The organism is Ignavibacteria bacterium, from assembly GCA_013177855.1.
In the GTDB taxonomy this organism is placed as follows: domain Bacteria; phylum Bacteroidota; class Ignavibacteria; order Ch128b; family Ch128b; genus Ch128b.
Genome location: JABLYA010000001.1, coordinates 2314123 through 2332734 on the forward strand (window position 1 = coordinate 2314123; position 18612 = coordinate 2332734).

Below are 18612 nucleotides of genomic sequence, written 5' to 3' on the forward strand. Positions count from 1 at the left end.
ATTGGAATGAAAATGAAATTAAAATTCGTCGGAATTTATCTTTTGTTAATCACACTCGAAATTTTTGCTCAACCAAAGACATCTCAAATTGCTTCGCTACCAGGAGCTTTCTCAAGAATGGGTTTTGGTGCAAGAGGAATGGCAATGGGGAATGCAATGACTGCTAATATTGATGGCTCGATCAATGTTTATTATAATCCTGCATTAAATCCTTTTGTGGATAATAATCTTATCCAGCTCGGTTTTTCTTTTCTTTCACTCGATCGTAAACTAAACTTCGTTCAATTGAGCAAAAGTTTCACTCAATACAAACGAGATGCTGAAGGTAACAAAACTTCTGAAGTTCATTCAAAAGCGGGTGTGACCTTCGGTTTAATTAATTCTGGAGTTGATAATATTGACGGAAGAGATAACAGCGGACTTAGGACAAAAACTTATTCAACTTCTGAAAATTTATTTTTTCTTTCTGTCGGAATAAGTCCTTTAGACAAACTTAGTTTTGGTGTGACAGCAAAGTATTACTATTACTCATTGTTTGATAAAATAAACTCGGAAGCGGTCGGATTTGATTTCGGTGTGATATACAAAGTTTTGGATAATTTAACCATTGGTGGATTTATTGGTGATATAAACTCGAAATATCGTTGGGATTCAACTCCACTTTATGGTGAAGAAGGAAATAATTTCTATGATTACTTTCCAGTGATTAAAAGAATTGGTGGAAGTTTTCGCCTTCCTAAAAATTTTGGAATTGTTAATCTTGATTACGAGTGGACGAGTTATCAAACGAAGCTACTCAAAGGTGGAACAGAAATTAATTTAGATGAACATTTGAAACTACGAGCAGGAATTGACCGACTTAATCTCTCAAATTCTGATATGGTACCAAAAATTTCTTTCGGCTTCGGATTGAATCATATTTTAATGGGTAAGTATTTTGAGTTTAATTATACATTTATGACAGAACCATACGCTCCACGAGATATTCATACTTTAAGTTTAGGAATTAAAATATGAGAACAAAATTCTTAACTTTTCTATTTTTAATTACTTGTAATTTATTCGCACAAAACGCAGCAAATACGGGTTATTCATTTCTAAAAATTGGAGTTGGTGCAGGGGAAGTTGCTCAAGCTGAAGCAGTAACTGCAAAGTTCTCTTCTCCATTTTCAGTTTATTACAATCCAGCATTAATCGCTCAATCGAATTTTAGTTCAATTGGATTAATGCACAATGAATGGATTCAAGATTTACGAAGTGAATTTCTTTTTGCCAATTCATCTCTTTATGGAGTTCCAATTTTTCTCACTGTGAATTCAACAAGTATTGCGAATATTGAGATAAGAACCAGACCTGGCGATGCACAGGGATCATTCAATGCTCATTATTTTTTTGCTGGAATTGGAACGGGCTATCAGTTATTTGAAAATCTTTCATTTGGATTTCAGGTAAAATATCTGTATGAAAATATCTATGTAGATGAATCGAATGGTTATGCTTTCGACTTTGGATTATTTAAGAAAGATTTAATTACTGATTTAAATGCTGGATTAAGTTTTAGAAATTTTGGGAAGGTTAATCAACTTTCTTCTTCGAGTGCTGAACTTCCATCTGAGGTAAGGTTTGGATTGAATTACGCAGGTAATCTTTCCGTTTATAAATTTAATTTTTCACCTTCATTTGATATTCAGAAATTTACAAAAAGTGGAAATCTCAATTTCTTAGTCGGCCTCGAAACTAATTATGATAATCTTTTAAATTTTCGACTTGGCTACAATTCAATGAGAGAACTTAATCATTTTTCGTTTGGCCTTGGACTTAACTACAAATCAATCTACTTTGATTATGCTTTCTTACCATTCACAAATAATTTTGGAAGTGCTAATCTAATTTCATTGTATATAAAATTATGATAAAACTTATCGAACTCTCGCATTCAAAAATTTCTACTGATGATTGGAATCAATTTGTAGAAAAATCTGATAACGGTACGATTTTTCACCGTCTTGATTTTCTTTCATATCATCCGCCAAAAAGATTTAAGGACAATTCACTAATCTTTTTTAAAGGCGAGAAAATTTTTGCATTGTTTCCGGCAGTTGATATTGAATTAAATGGAGAAAGAATTCTTTACTCACATCGTGGTGCAAGTTACGGCTCTTTTGTTTATGAATCTTCTTTGAATATTAAGGATGCTTTTAATCTTGTCGAACTATTGATTGATTATGCACGAAAGAAAAAATTTGATAAGATCATTTTAACTCTTCCACCAATCATTTACTGCTCAAAGTTTTCAAATTACATTGACTTCGCTTTGTATAGAAATGGATTTCAATATCTTAAAAGAGAAGTTTCAAGTGTTGTATCCCTTGATTTTGAAGATGATAAATTACTCGAAACTTATAGGCCAGAAGCTCGCACGGCACTGAAAAAATCATTAAAGATGGGAGTTGAAATAGCAGAAACAGAAAGATTTCAGGAATATTATGAAATTTTGAAGAAGAACTTGAAGATGCGGCACAATGTTAATCCCACTCATACTTTAGATGAGTTGCTTAAATTGAAAAGTATCTTTCCAACCCGAATTCGATTGTTTGGCGCATTTGTCAAATCAAAATTAATTGCTGGAGTTTGTAATTTTTCTGCTAATTCAAAAGTTGTGCTCGCTTTCTATATTTCTCACGATGAAGATTATCAAGAATATCGTCCAGTCAATTTACTTTTTTATGAAATTATGAGAAGATACAAAGCAGAAGGATTTAAGTTTCTTGATTTTGGAATTTTTACAGTGAATATGGAGCCGAACTGGGGATTGGGAAGATTTAAGGAAAACTTTGGAGCAAGAGGAATTTTTAGAGATACATTTCAACTTTCATTGAAATAAATATGCTTAAGATTTTACACATCGCTGTTGAAAATTTTGCTGGCGTCCCACACTCGTTTGTTAAAATGCATCGTGCGATGGGTGATCAATCAATTCTTGTAACTTTTTATCGAACCGCACAAAATTTCCCTGAAGAACTTTCTTTGAACTTTAAAATTCATCGTAACTTTATCGCAAAAGCCTGGAGACAGTTTAAAGTCGTTCAAAACGCTGTATCAATTCAAAAAAAGGAGAAAACTTATCCATTCTATTTCGAACCTAAAAATTTTCTGGAATCACTTTATTTTGATATAAGAGAATCATTCCGCAGGAAAAAAATCTACGAATTCATAGAACAACACAAACTTTATGAATATGACATAATTCATTACGACGGTGGAATGGATTTCTTTCGTGATTCTCACATTGCTAAGCAATGGAAAATTGACGGTAAAAAAATTGTCTGTTGTTACTTTGGCAGTGACTTAAGAGCTCGCGGCTTGATGAAAGAACTAGACCGAATTTCGGATATGAACCTCACTACTGAATATGACCACCTTCAAATGCATCCTGATATTCATTACATTTTTTACCCTTACGAAGCAGATGATGTCCCAACAAGAATTCCAAATGAAACGGACAAAGTTAGAATTGTTCACTCACCAACAAACCGAAAATTTAAGGGAACTGATTTAATTTTAAGAGTAATCAAAGAGGTAAAGAAAGAGCGAAACATTGAGTTTATTTTACTTGAGAATTTACCCAGAGAAAAAGTCTTAAGTATTAAAGCTACCTGTGATATTTGCATTGATCAGGTTGGTGGAAAATTTGGCGGGACAGGTTACGGAAAAAGCGGCCTCGAAAGTCTCGCAATGGGAATCCCAACAATTACAAATATGACAGAAGATTATCAATCATTTCTAAAAGAAAATCCATTTGTTGTTGCCAATAATGAAAAGGAATTAAAAGAGAAATTAATTGAGTTAATTGATTCGAAAAATTTAAGAGAGGAAATTGGAAAGAAATCAATTGATTGGGTGAAAAAATATCATTCCTACCAGAGCGTTAACGAACAGTTGATGAATTTATATAAAAAGCATGGAATCCTCTGAAAACAGAAAAGGACTTTTCTCTCATACCTTCCTGTATACTTTTGGTAACTTAATTTCTCGCGGATTAAATTTTTTACTTCTTCCATTTTATAGTCACTATATTTCACCAGAAGATTTTGGTGTTTATTCAGTAATAGTTTCAGTTTTAACAATTGCTTCTACTGTTATTAATCTTGGCCTGCCTGGAATTTTTCTAAAAAATTTATCAAGCTCAGAATCAATTGAAGAGAAGAAAAGATTTTTATCAAATACAATTTCATTTATTACATCTGTCAGTCTCCCATTATTAATTTTGGTTATTGGATTCAGTCGTTCTTTAAGTCAAATAATCATCGGGAAGGACGAATTTTACGTTGAGATTATTTTAGGCCTAATTTCCATTCTTTCCTTGAATTATTCTTATTATTTCTCTGTCTTTTATGTTGCTGAAGAAAGGTCAAAAGAATTTGTCTTAAAAAACTCAGCCGCTTCGATTTCAAATTTTGTATTTAATTTAATCTTTGTTGTTCTTTTCAAGTCTGGAATAAATGGGATATTTTTAGCTCAGATATTAAGCTCAGTGATTTTAATTTTTTTATCTCGTGATGTTCTTAAAAAGTATTTTACTTTTACATTTGATCTAAATTATCTCAAACCAATTCTTATTGGATCTTTGCCGCTGCTTTTATCAGGAGTTTTTACGATAGTGATTGAATTAATAGATCGTTTACTTGTCTTTCAATATTTAGGTGAGACGAAAGCGGGAATTTATTCTTTTGGTTATCGGCTTGCATTAATTTTTAATCTTTACATTCTTTCTTTCAAATCTGCATGGATACCTCATTATTTTAATTTAAAATTGATTGAAAAAGACAAGGCTGATCATCTTGGCAGAATTTTTACAAAACTTGTGTATTCATCTGTCTTAATAATTTTTGTGATCAGCTATGGAGTTAATGAAGTCTTTAAACTTAAGATTGATACATTTACAATCTTTGATTTGAAATATAAAGATTCGACAAGCTTTATTATTTACCTTTTAATTGGTTACTTCTTTAGTTTATTAATGGCTTTTTATTCAATTGCTCCATTTAAATTGAACAAGCTTTATCACTTTTTATTTGCTGATTTGATCGCCATGGTATTGAATTTAATTTTTAACATTTATTTAATTCCACGAATAGGAATTGATGGTGCAGCAATAGCTACAATGATTTCATTTTTAGCCGGCGCATTTTATTTATTCATTTATAATCTGGGAAAGATTAAAATCAATTATGAGTACAAAAGTTTGTTTATAATTTTATTTGCTGGTTTTTGTGGATTAATTCTTTACAAAAAGATAGACGATATTTTTGTTGGATTTGTAATTCTTTTAATTATGATATCGATTGGGTTTATTCTCAAAATAATCAAACGAGACTGGAGAGAAATACTAAAGATTTAAACTTTCAAGTGCCCGCTTCAACTCAATCTCACAAACCGACCAATTGAAAAATTTTTCAACAGCACTTCTTCCATTTAATCCATAATTATAAATCCTATCTGTATCTTTAATCAACATTGAAATCATTTCAATAATGTTTTCCAAATCGATTGGATTAACTAATATTCCACAATTTGATAGCTCAAATATTTTTCTAATTGGTTCATAATCCGATGCGACAATTGCTTTGCCAAGAGCCATATAATCAAAAATTTTAATTGGAAGTGAGCGTTCATAAATTTTATTTGGTGGGCGAATGTCAAGACAAATATGGACTGGTTCAAGATACTTTGAAAAACTCTGATAATTAGTCCATCCGAAAAACTGAAAATTAATACCGAGCTTCTCAAATTTTTTTAGATAAATTTCTTCCTGAGGATTTTCAAATCTGCCGGCCAGCACAAAGCCAAATTTGTAATCAGGAAAATTTGAAATCAATCTTTCTAATATTTCATAATAAATTTTTAATCCACGACTTATCGAAATTACTCCTGCATAGCCAAAAATTATTTCATTGTTTTCTATTTTTTTCATTGAAGGTTTATAATATTCAAGCACTGGATAATAGGAGATTATTGAAAATTTTTTTCGGGGAGAATATTTTCTATAACGATCAAGTTTTGTCTCTTCGCCAATAAAAAGATAATCAGAAAAGTTAGTTGCTAAAAAGTTTATGAAATGTCCAAAGAAAAAAAGAAATGTTTTTTTTAATCCTTTCTTTTTCAGATAAATGTTTTCTGGGTACCATTCTGTTACATCGTAAATGATTTTTGCTGGTTTACTTTTTTTCTGAATTAAAATAAAGAAGTAGGAAAATAGAACGGGAAGTGGTTCACAATTGATAATCAAATCAGGATTTAATTTTTTCAGTTCCTTAATTATAAATTTGAATTTTTCAATAAATCTATTTTTTTTGTTTAAGTCTATTCCTTTGAATTTAATTGATGAGATATCTTTTTCGATATCAGCTGTTGTTACAATTATCGTAACTTCGAAACTGAATTTTGTTAGTGATTTGCCAATTTTATTAAAAATTCTTTCGTCAAATGGTGGATGACCTGTAGAAATAATTGCGACTTTTTTCATTTGAGTTCATCTAATATTTTGAAATAAAATATGATTTAATTCAAATTTATCCATAAAAAATTTTGGAAGGAAAGAAAATGAAAAAGAATTTAGTTGCAGTCTCAATAATCTTTGCCATAATCATTGGTTCTTACTTTACAATAAACGCAAACGGTTCTGAAAATGTTTTGAATGATGATAGCAAGGGGAAGTCTTTTGAAGAGATTTTGAAGCTTGCTCAAAAAGATAAGAAAAAAGTTGTGGTTAATGTTTATGCTGATTGGTGTAGCTGGTGCAAAAAAATGGAGAGAGAAACTTTCCCAAATCAAGAAGTGCAAAAAGAGTTAAAACGAAATTTTTACTTTTACAGAATGAATGGAGAGTCAAACGATATAGTTGAATTTGATGGACGCAAGTGGACAAAAGCTCAATTGACTAAAGCTTTTGGCATTCGAGGTTTTCCAGCAACTATATTTTTGAATTATAATTCTCAACCAATTACTGTATTACCTGGATATGTGGATGGACCAACTTTTGCAAGCATTCTAAAATACATCGGCGATGACTTGTACACTAAAATTACATTTGATGATTTTATGAAGAAAAATAAGAAGTGATTTTTGAATAACATAGAAGTTTTATCAAAGTAACTGCATAGCAATTCATATTTTATTCAGATTTCTTAGTTGTATATGATTTTTTTCGTGTAAATGAACTCATTCTTCCCAACCAGTATTGACATTTAATTTTCTATTTTTTATAATACCATCAGAAATTTAGTTAAATAAATGAACCAAAAAGATTTTTATTTTATTAATTCTGCAGGGGCATATATATATATATATATATATCACAAGCAAACATTTTAAAAACCTTTTCTCTCGGCAATCCTTAATGCAAAAATCAAAAAATTCTAATTATCAAATTTCATCGTTATCGTACTTTGAACAGATTTACCTTAACTTCAATCTTTTGATATCTTTTTTATACAATCTAAATTTTAATCTAAAGAAAAAAGAAGTAAGATAGGAGATTTATCATGAATAAAATAAAATTTATGATTGTAATTCTCTTTTTTAATTCCCTGGTTTTCGCACAATATCTCAGAAAACCAACAGGGGAAGTTTTTGGAGTTTTTACAAATAAATTGAAAGTTGGAAATATATTCGTTTATAGAGATTTTTATTGGAGATTATATGAAAGATTAGAATTATATGATACTATTTTAATAAATAATAAAGTTTATTACAAATCTAAATATCAAAATTTTAATGGGGCACCTACTTATAACAGATTTTTTACAATTAATGATGATGGTTACTATATATCATATGATAGCACAAGAAATCAAGCTACAGGTGAAATTTTTATATATTATAAGAAAAATGCAAAAGTAGGAGATTTTTGGGTTCAGAAACATATGTCGATTACTTGGAAAAAATACTATCATATTGTTTTAGATACTAATTATACTTGGGTATTTTGGGGCGAATATTTGCCTACAAAGAAAATAAAAGTAACAGATAGTATTCTAACGGAAAACTATGAGTATTGGTCGGAAGATTTTGGTTTAGTTAAATATACTTGGACAGATGACCCTTGGAGTGGCGGTGTTGCATTTTTATGGGGTTGTGTATTAAATGATTCTGTATATGGAGATACATCTTTTACTGTTTCCGTTGAAGATAAACCAGATATGAACATCAGTGATTTCGAATTATATCAAAATTACCCAAATCCATTTAATGCAGTTACAACGATTAGATACAAGATTAATAAAAGAGGATTTGTAAGATTAACCGTCTATGATGCACTTGGAAATGAAATAATTAAACTTGTAAATCAAGAAATGTCACCCGGAACTTACTGGGTAGATTTTGATTCAGAAAGATTAACTGGAAGATCAGCTTTACCAAGTGGTGTGTATTTTTATGAGTTGAGCGTAAATAATAGAAAGACCACTAAAAAAATGATATTAATAAAATAAAATGATGGAGGTAAGAGCATACAAAAATTAAAAATAATAAGGGATGGTGCGGTGCACACCATCCCAAAAAGCAAATAAAATTGAGGTAGATAAGGCTGCTCACCTTTTAATTAATCCTCTTTTTTATTTGCAATACAAAGATAATAGTTGCACCTTAAATTTTAAATTCTGAGGGATGAAAAATGAGAACCAAAATTTTAATTAATTTTTTAATATTACTTTTTTTAAAAACTAATTTATACTCTCAAGGATTTTATATTCCTTGTGATGAACCTGTTATAAAAGATCTAAGATTTAAAGCTACAGTTGGGGGACTATATAAACCCTCTTCTAATGCTCCAGGTGAATTTTTTAGGGCTTTAATAGTTTTTGCTCAATTTGGCGATGACAATACTGAAATACCAAATTGGCCCAAGAATAACTTACCAAGTTGGGCTTTTGATATAATTGATAGTGAACCATCGCAGTCTTATAGACCATATACCTTATCTGATTATTTTAAAAAAATGTCTAATGGGAGTTTTGATTTTATTGGCGATGTTTATCCATCAATTATAACAGTACCAACTATACGTAATTATTCGGTTGCTAATACCTATGTTATAAATAGATTAAACGATTTAATTGAAAATTTTACTCGTTATGATAATTGGTATTTTAATAATGGCACTTTTTATTTTTCAGAAGAGAGTGGTGATGGAATTTTAGATATGTTAATAATTATTTATAGAAATCCTAATAATAATAGTATCTTTGGTTTACCAGGTGGTGTTGCTTCATTAGATATACCTAATAGTTTTATAACGCATGATGGAATTATAATTAATGGTTATTTTGGAATTAATGGTTCAGGGATCACAAGTTCTGTCAGATATTCGATGAATGCATTTGGTTTTACTCTTCATTTAGCTCATGAATATGGACACTATTTGTTTGGTAGTGGGCATACTCAATTAAGTGGCATTATGGCAGGTGCCCCTTGGAATTATGATGAAAATTATTCAATGAGTGCATGGGAACGTGAGCGACTTGGATATATTGCAATTCCTTCAGCATATAATGGTCAAACAAAAACATTAAGAGATTATGTTACAACAGGTGATGCCCTAAGAATTAATATAGCTCAAGGTGAATATTTAATTATAGAAAATCATCAAAGATTAAGTCCTTATGATCAAATAATTCGAGGAGGAGCTTTACAGGGTTCTTTGGATCCAAATGCTCAATTAGGTAAAGGATTATATATTTGGTATATAAAAAATTGAAATACCTATCCCCCAGAAATTTATTCTATACAAGCTGACGGTGGGTTTAAGTGGCAATTTGCTGGAAGAAGGACAATGTATGGATGGAATACGCCTCCTCCAGTAGTGCCTCTTCTTGAAAGAGGAGAATTTTATAGATATTTACCTAATGACTATGTAGAAATTGGTAAATGTGATAGAAATAAATTATACTATTATGCAACTTATTTAAATAGATGGGAATATGATTATAGATGGTGGGATAGAGATCCATTAACTAAAGAGTGGGTTATAAGCAGAGATGCAATGGGGGATGAAGCAGACGCATTTAATATTAATAGTAATGATCAAATTACTCCCTGGAGTAATCCAAGTACAACTAAATTTGTAAATAATACTGAAATATTAACTGGTATTTCAGTAAAAATTCTTGCACAAAATGGTAACGATCTTATAGTAAGAGTTTATACAAGTGTTTCTGGTTCATTAAGCTTACCTCCTTCTAAACCACAAAGATTATCAGTCTCTAAAAATGCATTAAATCAAGCAGTTTTAACATGGTCTCCAAACATTGAACCTGATGTTATATCTGGTGGGAGATATAAAATTTATCGAGCTTCTAGTAATGATAATAATCCACCACAATTTTGGACTCTAATTGCTAATGTCCCTGCCTATAAAGAAGGAATCCCTGTTACAAGTTTCACAGATGTTGATGTTTATGTTGGTAGTGGGAATAGTAAATTATTTTATAGAATAACGGCTGTTGATAATACTAATCTTGAATCTAAACCTTCAGATTTTGACTGGATCAATTGGGATCAATCAATGCAGAAAACAGTGAATAGAATTTATGATTTTGAATTAAATCAAAACTATCCCAATCCATTTAATCCAGTAACAAAGATTAGATACACATTAAAAGAGACAAATCCTGTAATGATCAAACTTTATGATATAGTTGGGAGAGAAGTTGCAACACTTGTAAATGAAGTAAAAGATGCAGGAGAATATGAAGTGGAGCTTGATGCAGGAAGATTGGGATTAAGTAGTGGAGTATATTTTTATCAGATGAAGGCAGGAGAATTTACATCTATAAAGAAGATGGTTGTATTAAAATAACTAACCAAAGTAAAGCCAGCCCATTTGAGGCTGGCTTTTTTAATTAATGAAGTAAAAACAAAAAGGAAAGGAGAAATAAAAATGCCATATCAAAATATCAGTTATGAATTAAAAGACGATGAAAAAAACGAAATTGCAAATTTAATAAATCAGATAAATCAAAAACTTCCGTTTTTTATAAATCTGACGCAGGAGGAGCGAATAAATCTACCAAAGATGGGAGATAAGACAATACCATTTGTAGAGAAGGCACTTGAGTTGGCACAAACAAATCCAAATCTTGTTCCACCTTATATAAATGTTGAAGAGTTGAGAAAAGATTTTGAGTTAAGTAATAAATTGAGGGAGATATTAAATTTAGTAGGTCAATTATATGAGAAGTTAAGTGATACATATATGGCAGTTGGAAGTGAAGCATATATATCGGCATTATCGTTTTATAATTCTGCAAAGAATGCATCAAAACAAAATGTTCCTGGGACAGATGTAGTAGTAAACGAACTTGGAAAAAGATTTGTAGGACAGGGGAAGACAAAACCATCTGGGAATAATCCCAATCCACAATAAAAGATTGCTAAATTGCAAATATTAATTAAATTTAATAAACAAACGATTTTTGTCAGAATGACAAAATATCGCCAGATTGACAAAGTGTTAAAAAAATGCTAAAAACCCACCTACCTAGGTGGGGGTACCCACCTATCTAGGTATCCCCCCCCACCTATCTAGGTATACCCCCCCACCTCAAAGGTGAATTAGTTCAGGTTAGAGGTGAACTAATTCACCTAAAAGGTAAACTAATTCACCCTAAAGGTGAACCAGTTCACCTAAAAGGTGAACTAATTCACCAAAAAGGTGAAAAAGTTTAGGTAAAAGGTGAACTAATTCACCTCAAAGGTGAATTAGTTTAGGTTTAAGGTGAACAAGTTCAGGTTAGAGGTGAATTAGTTTAGGTTTGAGGTGGGTGGGATATTAAAAGGTACCTTGAGCATCCTTGCTCAAGGAGAAGTAAATATATTTGAGACTTACTAAAAAGGTAGCGGGAAAATCCCTTTTTCCGGATTTTTTCATTTCTTCAGAAAAGGTACCTTGAGCATCCTTGCTCAAGGAAAAATAAATATATTAGAGGCTTATTAAATAGGTAGCAGGAAAATCCCTTTTCCCGGATTTTTTCATTTCTTCAGAAAAGGTACCTTGAGCATCCTTGCTCAAGGGAAAGTAAAGATATTAGAGGCTTATTAAAAAGGTAGCGGGAAAATCCTTTTTTCCCGCACTCACTTTTTGTTTCAAAATATCGTCCTGTCATCCTTCGATAAACTCAGGGTGACAGTGCTTTTTTCCAGGCTGAGTTTATCTCGACCATTGGCGGATCAGTCTCGGGCTGAGAGTAGTAAGCTTTAGCTTGTGTATCAAGAACACTGCTGGTAATGGTTCTCTCGATACGCCACGAACTTCGTTCTTGGCTACTCGAGAACAGAATATATTTGGTGTTCTCCACCAATAACGTAACAACCTCAGGTTAAGAAGCCTGACAATTCGTGATAAACAATATAACATAGGCATTCCTGACTGTGGATATAAAGAATAAATCATGCATTCTTGCCTGTTATTTCCATAAAGAAGCATCGTTTAGAAATCGATAAAATATTAAAGGCGAGAATGCTTGGAGTTACAAAAACAACATTCCCGAAGGGATTGAATACGATTAGCCCTGAATTGCATTCGGGGAAAGGAATGAAAAAGGAAATTAACAATCCAGAAGTGATTGAATGTATTAAATGTTTTTACGAGAGCGGTTGAATATATTTACTACTTTGATGTAATTCGAAATAATAGCGAAATACAATTACAAATCTTTTCTTTGTGATTTTGTTTTTACCGAAATTCATAAGCGTTATTGGAAAAACTATAATATTGATTCAAGATTTTAAATTGTCCAATTTATCAAGCAAAGGCTTATTCGCTTTTAGTGAAGACTGTTTTAAAGTATGATCTTGAAGTTTTAAATAATAAAGTAATTCAATTTTAATTGTAATTTGTTTATTAAAATCTTTACTAGATTCTTTATTTATTCAATACCTAATTTTCTCTTAAAGTAATCCAGAGTAATTTTAATTCCTTCGCTTCGAGAGACTTTGGGCTCCCAGTTTAATAATTTTTTAGCGAGAGTTATATCTGGTTGCCTTATTTTGGGGTCATCAACAGGTAAATCTTTAAAAGTAATCTTGCTTTTGCTTTTTGTGTATTTCAAAACTTCTTCAGCGAATTCAAGAATAGTAATTTCATCGGGATTTCCAATATTTACAGGTTCATGATAATCTGTGTTTAGCAATCTGAAAATTCCTTCAATCAAATCGTCGACATAACAGAAGCTTCTGGTTTGCGAGCCATCTCCAAAAACTGTCAAATCTTCACCGCGCAAAGCTTGCGAGATAAATGTCGGTAAAACTCTTCCATCATCCAATCGCATTCTTGGTCCATAAGTATTAAAAATTCTCACAATTCTTGTATCAACTCCGTGATATCGATGATAAGCCATTGTCATTGCTTCGGCAAATCTTTTAGCTTCATCGTAAACACCACGAGGGCCAATTGGATTTACATTTCCCCAGTAAGATTCGGGTTGAGGATGGACTTCCGGATCACCGTAAACTTCTGATGTTGACGCAAGAAGAAATTTTGCTTTTTTTGCTTTTGCAAGTCCAAGTGCTTTGTGAGTGCCGAGTGATCCAACTTTCAAAGTTTGAATTGGATATTTCAAATAATCTATAGGTGAAGCGGGAGATGCAAAATGTAAAATGTTATCAACTCGTCCTTCGACATAAATAAACTCAGTTACATCATATTTGATGAACTTAAAATTTTCATTCCCAAAGAGATGAGCAATGTTTTCCAGACTTCCTGTAATTAGATTATCAAGACAAATTACTTTATGTCCATTCTGAATTAATTTATCACAAAGATGGGAACCTAAAAATCCGGCTCCACCAGTTACAACAGAGACAGGTTTATCAGCCATAATTTTACTTTGTATATTCTTTTAGATAACCAACAAAAGTTGAGCGATGAGATTCTTCATCGGCTAAAAGTGTAATTGCGAGATCTTGAGTTACATAGTCATTACCATCACATAATTTGATCAATTCATTATAGGTATTGATTGCGTCATCTTCGGCTTCAATCACGCCTTTAATTACGGCAACTACATCTGTCGAATCTGCCGGAGGTTGAAGTCCTTTTTGTTCTGGTTTGAATTCGAATGAACCAGGAACTTTTCCGCCTAATTCTTTAATTCTTTTTGCAAGAGTCTGAGCATGTGTTAATTCTTCTGTTACGTCTGCAGCGAGTGCCTTTTTGATTTCTTCGGCACGAACCCCGTCGAGATTAACAGAGTTGGCTAAGTAGTTTTGAACTGTTTCAAGTTCTTTCCAGTAAGCTTTTGTTAAGAGTGCAATAATTTTATTTTTCATTTGATTGCTCCTTTCTTATTTTGTTTCCTCACAAATATACTCAAGGTGAATTAATTTTTTGTTCCAAGATTAATAATTTCCAATAAAATGAGATCAAAATGAAAATTAAATTTGAAAAATACTCAGGAGCTGGAAACGATTTTGTAGTTATTTATAATTCGGATTTTGAACCGAAGCCAGAATTGATACAAAAGATTTGCGATCGACATTTCGGAATTGGTGCAGATGGAGTTTTGATAATTGAAAGGTCTGACAAAGCAGATTTTCAAGTAAGTTATTTTAACTCCGATGGGTCGGGTGATGCTCTTTGTGTCAATGGTGCGAGATGTGCAGTAATGTTCGCATTTCAAAATAAATTATGTGGTCAGAAATGCTCGTTTGAATTCATTAAAAAAATTTTTCATGCGAATGTTCTGGATGATTTCAATGTCCAACTTTTTATTGATTATTCTCCGATCATTGAACTAAATAAAGAAATTAATTTTCTTGATAAGAGATTGATCACTCATTTTGTTGATATTGGTTCACGACATCTGGTTATTAATTGGAATGATTTCAAAGATAGTTACTCTTCTTTCCTTAATGAAAAAGATTTCGAAAATTTTGATATAAATTATTATGGTCGGTTATTGAGAAATCATCGAGAGTTCTATCCCGAAGGTTTAAATGTCAATTTCATTCGACAACTTGAAAACAATAAAATTCGTGTTCGAACTTACGAGAGAGGAGTTGAGTTTGAAACATTAGCCTGTGGAAGCGGAAGCATTGCCTCTTCAATTATAGCTTACATTACATTGAAACTTAATCCTCCAATCAAAGTGATAACCACCAGTCAAAAAGTTTTTGAGATTAAATTTAAGGAATTAAATGGAGTGATTAACGATATTTCAATAACAGGGCACGCACAAAAAATTTTTGAAGGTGAGATTGAATTATAATTTCTTTTAGTTCTCAAAATTTAGTTTGTAAAGTTATCCCGCTGATATTTTTTTTGTCATTAAAGTTTAATCTCTTCACCTGTATTGAACTAAATTAGAGTATTGAATTGTTTTAATGCTGATAATTTTATCTCTAACGAAAAAAAATTAAAACAAATAATGAGGGAAATATGACCGATAAAAAATCAAATGGTAAACCTTCAATGGGCGCAAGAATTAACGAGTGGTGGCCCCATAGATTAAATCTTAAAATATTAAGACAAAATTGCCCAAATCAAAATCCGTATGGACCAGATTTCGATTACGCAAAAGAATTTGAGAGTTTAGATTTAGCTCAGGTTAAAGAAGATTTAAAGAAATTAATGACAACATCACAGGATTGGTGGCCCGCAGATTTTGGTCACTATGGTCCGCTCTTTATTCGATTAGCCTGGCATAGTGCAGGAAGCTACAGAGTTTTTGACGGAAGAGGTGGTGCAAGAACTGGAGAAATTCGATTTGCTCCGAGAATTAACTGGCCCGATAATATCAGTCTTGATAAAGCCATTAGACTTCTCTGGCCCATCAAACAAAAATACGGCAAAAAACTTTCCTGGGGTGATTTAATTATTCTTTCAGGAAATGTCGCTCTCGAGGCAATGGGAATGAAGACTTTTGGTTTTGCAGGCGGCCGTGAAGATATCTGGGAAGCTGATGAAAGCACCGATTGGGGACCTGAATTAAAAATGTTAACCGATGAAGGAAGATTTAAAGAAGGTGACCTTGAAAAACCTTACGCTGCAACTGAGATGGGTTTAATTTATGTTAATCCAGCTGGTCCAGGAGGAAATCCAGATCCAGTTGCACTGGCAAAACAAATCCGACTTTCTTTTGAAAGAATGGGAATGAATGATGAAGAAACAGTTGCCTTAATTGCTGGAGGACATGCTTTCGGTAAAGCTCACGGCGCAAGTCCAGAAAGTTATGTCGGTCCAGAACCTGACGCAGCTCCAATTGAAGAACAGGGACTTGGTTGGAAAAGTAGTTACAAGACAGGAAAAGGTCCAGATACATTTACTTCTGGTTTTGAATTAGCCTGGTCACAAACTCCGACAAAATTCGGTATTAGTTTCTTAAAGAATCTTTTTGAATACGAATACGAATTAATGAAGAGCCCGGCTGGCAAATGGCAATGGGTTGCGAAAGACGCTCCTGAAATTATTCCTGATGCTCATGACCCTAATAAAAAACATAAACCAATGATGTTGACCTCAGACCTTTCGTTAAGATATGATCCAATTTATGAAAAGATTTCGAGAAGATTTTTAGAGAATCCAGAAGAATTTGAAAAAGCTTTTGCGAAAGCCTGGTTCAAACTTGTTCATCGTGATTTAGGTCCCCGTCATTTATATCTTGGTCCCGAAGTTCCTGAAGAGGTATTTCCATGGATGGATCCTCTACCGGAAAGAGATTATGAATTAATTGATGAAAACGATGTGAACCAATTAAAAGCAAAAATTCTTTCTTCAGGATTAAGTATCAGCGAGCTTGTTTACACTGCATGGTCTTCGGCTTCAACATATCGAGATTCTGATCGAAGAGGTGGTGCAAATGGCGCAAGAATAAGATTAGCTCCGCAAAAAGATTGGGAAGTAAATCATCCTGACGAATTGAAAAAAGTTCTTTCTGTTTATGAAAAGATCCAAAATGAATTTAATTCAAATCAAAAAAATGGAAAGAAAGTCTCGCTTGCTGATTTGATAGTTTTGGGCGGTTGTGCAGCTGTTGAAGCTGCAGCCAAAAATGCTGGTTTTGATGTAAAGGTTCCGTTTGTTCCAGGAAGAGTTGATGCAGGTGAAGAGCACACCGATGTATCACTTTATTCTTTTATGGAACCATTTGCCGATGGATTTAGAAATTATATTAAAGATCCATCAAAATATTATGCTGAGTATTTGCTTGTTGATAAAGCTCATTTATTAAAATTAACCGTTCCTGAGATGACAGTTCTTGTTGGCGGACTTCGAGTTCTTGGTGCAAATTATCAGCATTCTAATTTTGGTGTATTTACAGAGAAAACTGAAACTCTTACTAACGATTTCTTCATTAACTTGCTTGATATGAATTATGAGTGGAAACCTGTTGATGAAAATAATTATCTATTTAATGGTTATGATAGAAAGACAGGTGAATTGAAATGGAAAGCAACAAGAGTTGATTTGATTTTTGGTCATCATCTGGAATTGCGTGCAGTTTGTGAAGTTTATGCAGCAGAAGATGGTAAAGAAAAATTTGTTCGCGATTTTATTGCAGCCTGGAATAAAGTGATGATGTTAGATAGATTTGACTTGAAGAAATAAAGTAATTTCATTGACTATAAGTTGCAGGAAGTGCCAGGGACAAAGAAATTTTACCTGGCACTTTTTAAATTTACAAACACAATGAAACATTTTTGATTTTTTTACATCTTATTCTTAGAGATGAACAGAATTAACATAAATAGAAAAGTTATAGCATTTACAGTTTTAATCGCCTACCTGAGTTTATTCATTTCTAATGCTTATCATTATCACAACCTAAATTATGTCATAGACAATTCAGGTCAGTTCGATAAATCAAAACCGGTAAAAGGATTTTCTCATTCTTTAGAAAATTGTATTGTTCAAACGACATTTAATTCAATTCATAATAGTTTTGTCAAGAACATAAAGCCTGAAACTTTTCTTGATACTTCCATAAGCTTACAAATTAAAAATCTTCCTCTCTTTAGAAATTCTTTTACATTAAATGAAATAAAACTAAGAGCCCCTCCAGTAAAACACTCCTGAGCCAATTAAATCAAAGTAAAAATCAAGAAAAAGAATTTTCATAACTAAAACAAAAAGGAGTGTTAAAAATGTTTAATAATAACTTTCTTAAGGTTTTACTTATTCTTATTCTGTCTTTCGCAATAATTTCATGTTCAAAAGATGAACCATTATCCCCATCAGAAGATCATTTTGAAGCCGAAGGAATGGTTTTCTTTGAATCTGGAATTAAGATCGCTGAAATTTTTAGAGGAGTAACTCAGGATACGTTTTTTGTACCTTTAGGAAATATGACTGCTCATATTGAAGTGAAATTTTTAAGTCCGGAAAGAAACCTTTTAGATCCTCCTGATCCTAAGAAAAAACCGCTCAGCTGGACGATTTCTGATACTTCAATTGTGTCAGTGTATCAACATCCCAATGGTCAAGGCAGTTATGAGTTTCATTTACAGGGTAAGAAAGCTGGTGTAACCGATATTGAATTTTTTGTCTTACATGAGGGTCATCCAGATTTCCGTTCTGGTAAAATTCCGGTTAAGGTTAGATGATGAAAATTCAAC

At 32.2% G+C, this 18612-nt stretch carries 18 protein-coding genes; 15 read left to right on the forward strand and 3 right to left on the reverse strand.

Going from position 1 to position 18612, the window contains the following annotated elements:
- Positions 1-12: 12 nt before the first annotated feature.
- The 5 genes from HPY57_09690 to HPY57_09710 are packed head-to-tail and all read left to right on the forward strand — an operon-like array spanning position 13 to position 5401.
- Positions 13-1017: a hypothetical protein gene (locus tag HPY57_09690; protein ID NPV12049.1), complete on the forward strand. Its 1005-nt coding sequence runs from the start codon at positions 13-15 to the stop codon at positions 1015-1017.
- Positions 1014-1913, forward strand: a complete 900-nt coding sequence (locus tag HPY57_09695) for a PorV/PorQ family protein (GenBank protein NPV12050.1) — start codon at positions 1014-1016, stop codon at positions 1911-1913. Before HPY57_09690 ends, HPY57_09695 begins: the two co-directional genes overlap by 4 nt.
- A complete protein-coding gene (locus HPY57_09700) occupies positions 1910-2884 on the forward strand; it encodes a GNAT family N-acetyltransferase (protein ID NPV12051.1) in 975 nt (324 codons plus the stop codon). Before HPY57_09695 ends, HPY57_09700 begins: the two co-directional genes overlap by 4 nt.
- Before the next feature lie 2 nt (positions 2885-2886).
- The gene (locus HPY57_09705) at positions 2887-3975 is read left to right on the forward strand and encodes a glycosyltransferase (protein NPV12052.1); all 1089 of its coding nucleotides are present in this window, start codon (positions 2887-2889) and stop codon (positions 3973-3975) included.
- Complete coding sequence (locus HPY57_09710; GenBank protein NPV12053.1) at positions 3962-5401, forward strand: oligosaccharide flippase family protein; 1440 nt, start codon at positions 3962-3964, stop codon at positions 5399-5401. The genes HPY57_09705 and HPY57_09710 overlap by 14 nt, the downstream gene beginning before the upstream one ends.
- Here HPY57_09710 and HPY57_09715 read toward each other — a convergent pair.
- Positions 5390-6526 carry a glycosyltransferase gene (locus HPY57_09715; GenBank protein NPV12054.1) on the reverse strand — a complete coding sequence of 379 codons (1137 nt, stop codon included), beginning with the start codon at positions 6524-6526 and terminating at the stop codon, positions 5390-5392. The two genes, HPY57_09710 and HPY57_09715, sit on opposite strands and share 12 nt — an antisense overlap.
- A 77-nt stretch (positions 6527-6603) precedes the next feature.
- Here HPY57_09715 and HPY57_09720 point away from each other — a divergent pair, with 77 nt between their 5' ends.
- The 6 genes from HPY57_09720 to HPY57_09745 all read left to right on the forward strand — a co-directional run bounded on the left by HPY57_09720 (position 6604) and on the right by HPY57_09745 (position 12658).
- Complete coding sequence (locus HPY57_09720) at positions 6604-7122, forward strand: thioredoxin fold domain-containing protein (protein NPV12055.1); 519 nt, start codon at positions 6604-6606, stop codon at positions 7120-7122.
- Positions 7123-7544: 422 nt separating this feature from the next.
- Positions 7545-8492, forward strand: coding sequence for a T9SS type A sorting domain-containing protein (locus tag HPY57_09725; protein NPV12056.1), 948 nt, complete (start codon positions 7545-7547; stop codon positions 8490-8492).
- Between the two features lie 182 nt (positions 8493-8674).
- Positions 8675-9757: a hypothetical protein gene (locus tag HPY57_09730; GenBank protein ID NPV12057.1), complete on the forward strand. Its 1083-nt coding sequence runs from the start codon at positions 8675-8677 to the stop codon at positions 9755-9757.
- 75 nt (positions 9758-9832) lie between these two features.
- A complete protein-coding gene (locus HPY57_09735; protein NPV12058.1) occupies positions 9833-10858 on the forward strand; it encodes a T9SS type A sorting domain-containing protein in 1026 nt (341 codons plus the stop codon).
- Between the two features lie 81 nt (positions 10859-10939).
- On the forward strand, positions 10940-11425 hold the full coding sequence (locus tag HPY57_09740) for a hypothetical protein (GenBank protein ID NPV12059.1): 486 nt from the start codon (positions 10940-10942) through the stop codon (positions 11423-11425).
- 1092 nt (positions 11426-12517) lie between these two features.
- Positions 12518-12658: a hypothetical protein gene (locus tag HPY57_09745; protein NPV12060.1), complete on the forward strand. Its 141-nt coding sequence runs from the start codon at positions 12518-12520 to the stop codon at positions 12656-12658.
- Positions 12659-12926: 268 nt separating this feature from the next.
- Here the strand turns inward: HPY57_09745 and HPY57_09750 are convergent, their stop codons facing one another.
- The gene (locus tag HPY57_09750) at positions 12927-13877 is read right to left on the reverse strand and encodes an SDR family oxidoreductase (protein NPV12061.1); all 951 of its coding nucleotides are present in this window, start codon (positions 13875-13877) and stop codon (positions 12927-12929) included.
- 4 nt (positions 13878-13881) lie between these two features.
- Positions 13882-14328, reverse strand: coding sequence for a rubrerythrin (locus HPY57_09755; protein ID NPV12062.1), 447 nt, complete (start codon positions 14326-14328; stop codon positions 13882-13884).
- Between the two features lie 98 nt (positions 14329-14426).
- On the opposite strand from HPY57_09755, the gene HPY57_09760 reads away from it, so the two are divergent.
- From HPY57_09760 to HPY57_09775, 4 genes are all read left to right on the forward strand, one after another.
- The gene (locus HPY57_09760) at positions 14427-15266 is read left to right on the forward strand and encodes a diaminopimelate epimerase (GenBank protein ID NPV12063.1); all 840 of its coding nucleotides are present in this window, start codon (positions 14427-14429) and stop codon (positions 15264-15266) included.
- A gap of 170 nt (positions 15267-15436) precedes the next feature.
- Positions 15437-17605: a catalase/peroxidase HPI gene (gene katG, locus HPY57_09765; GenBank protein ID NPV12064.1), complete on the forward strand. Its 2169-nt coding sequence runs from the start codon at positions 15437-15439 to the stop codon at positions 17603-17605.
- Between the two features lie 120 nt (positions 17606-17725).
- Positions 17726-18073, forward strand: coding sequence for a hypothetical protein (locus tag HPY57_09770; GenBank protein ID NPV12065.1), 348 nt, complete (start codon positions 17726-17728; stop codon positions 18071-18073).
- 68 nt (positions 18074-18141) lie between these two features.
- Positions 18142-18600 carry a hypothetical protein gene (locus tag HPY57_09775; GenBank protein NPV12066.1) on the forward strand — a complete coding sequence of 153 codons (459 nt, stop codon included), beginning with the start codon at positions 18142-18144 and terminating at the stop codon, positions 18598-18600.
- Positions 18601-18612: the final 12 nt, after the last annotated feature.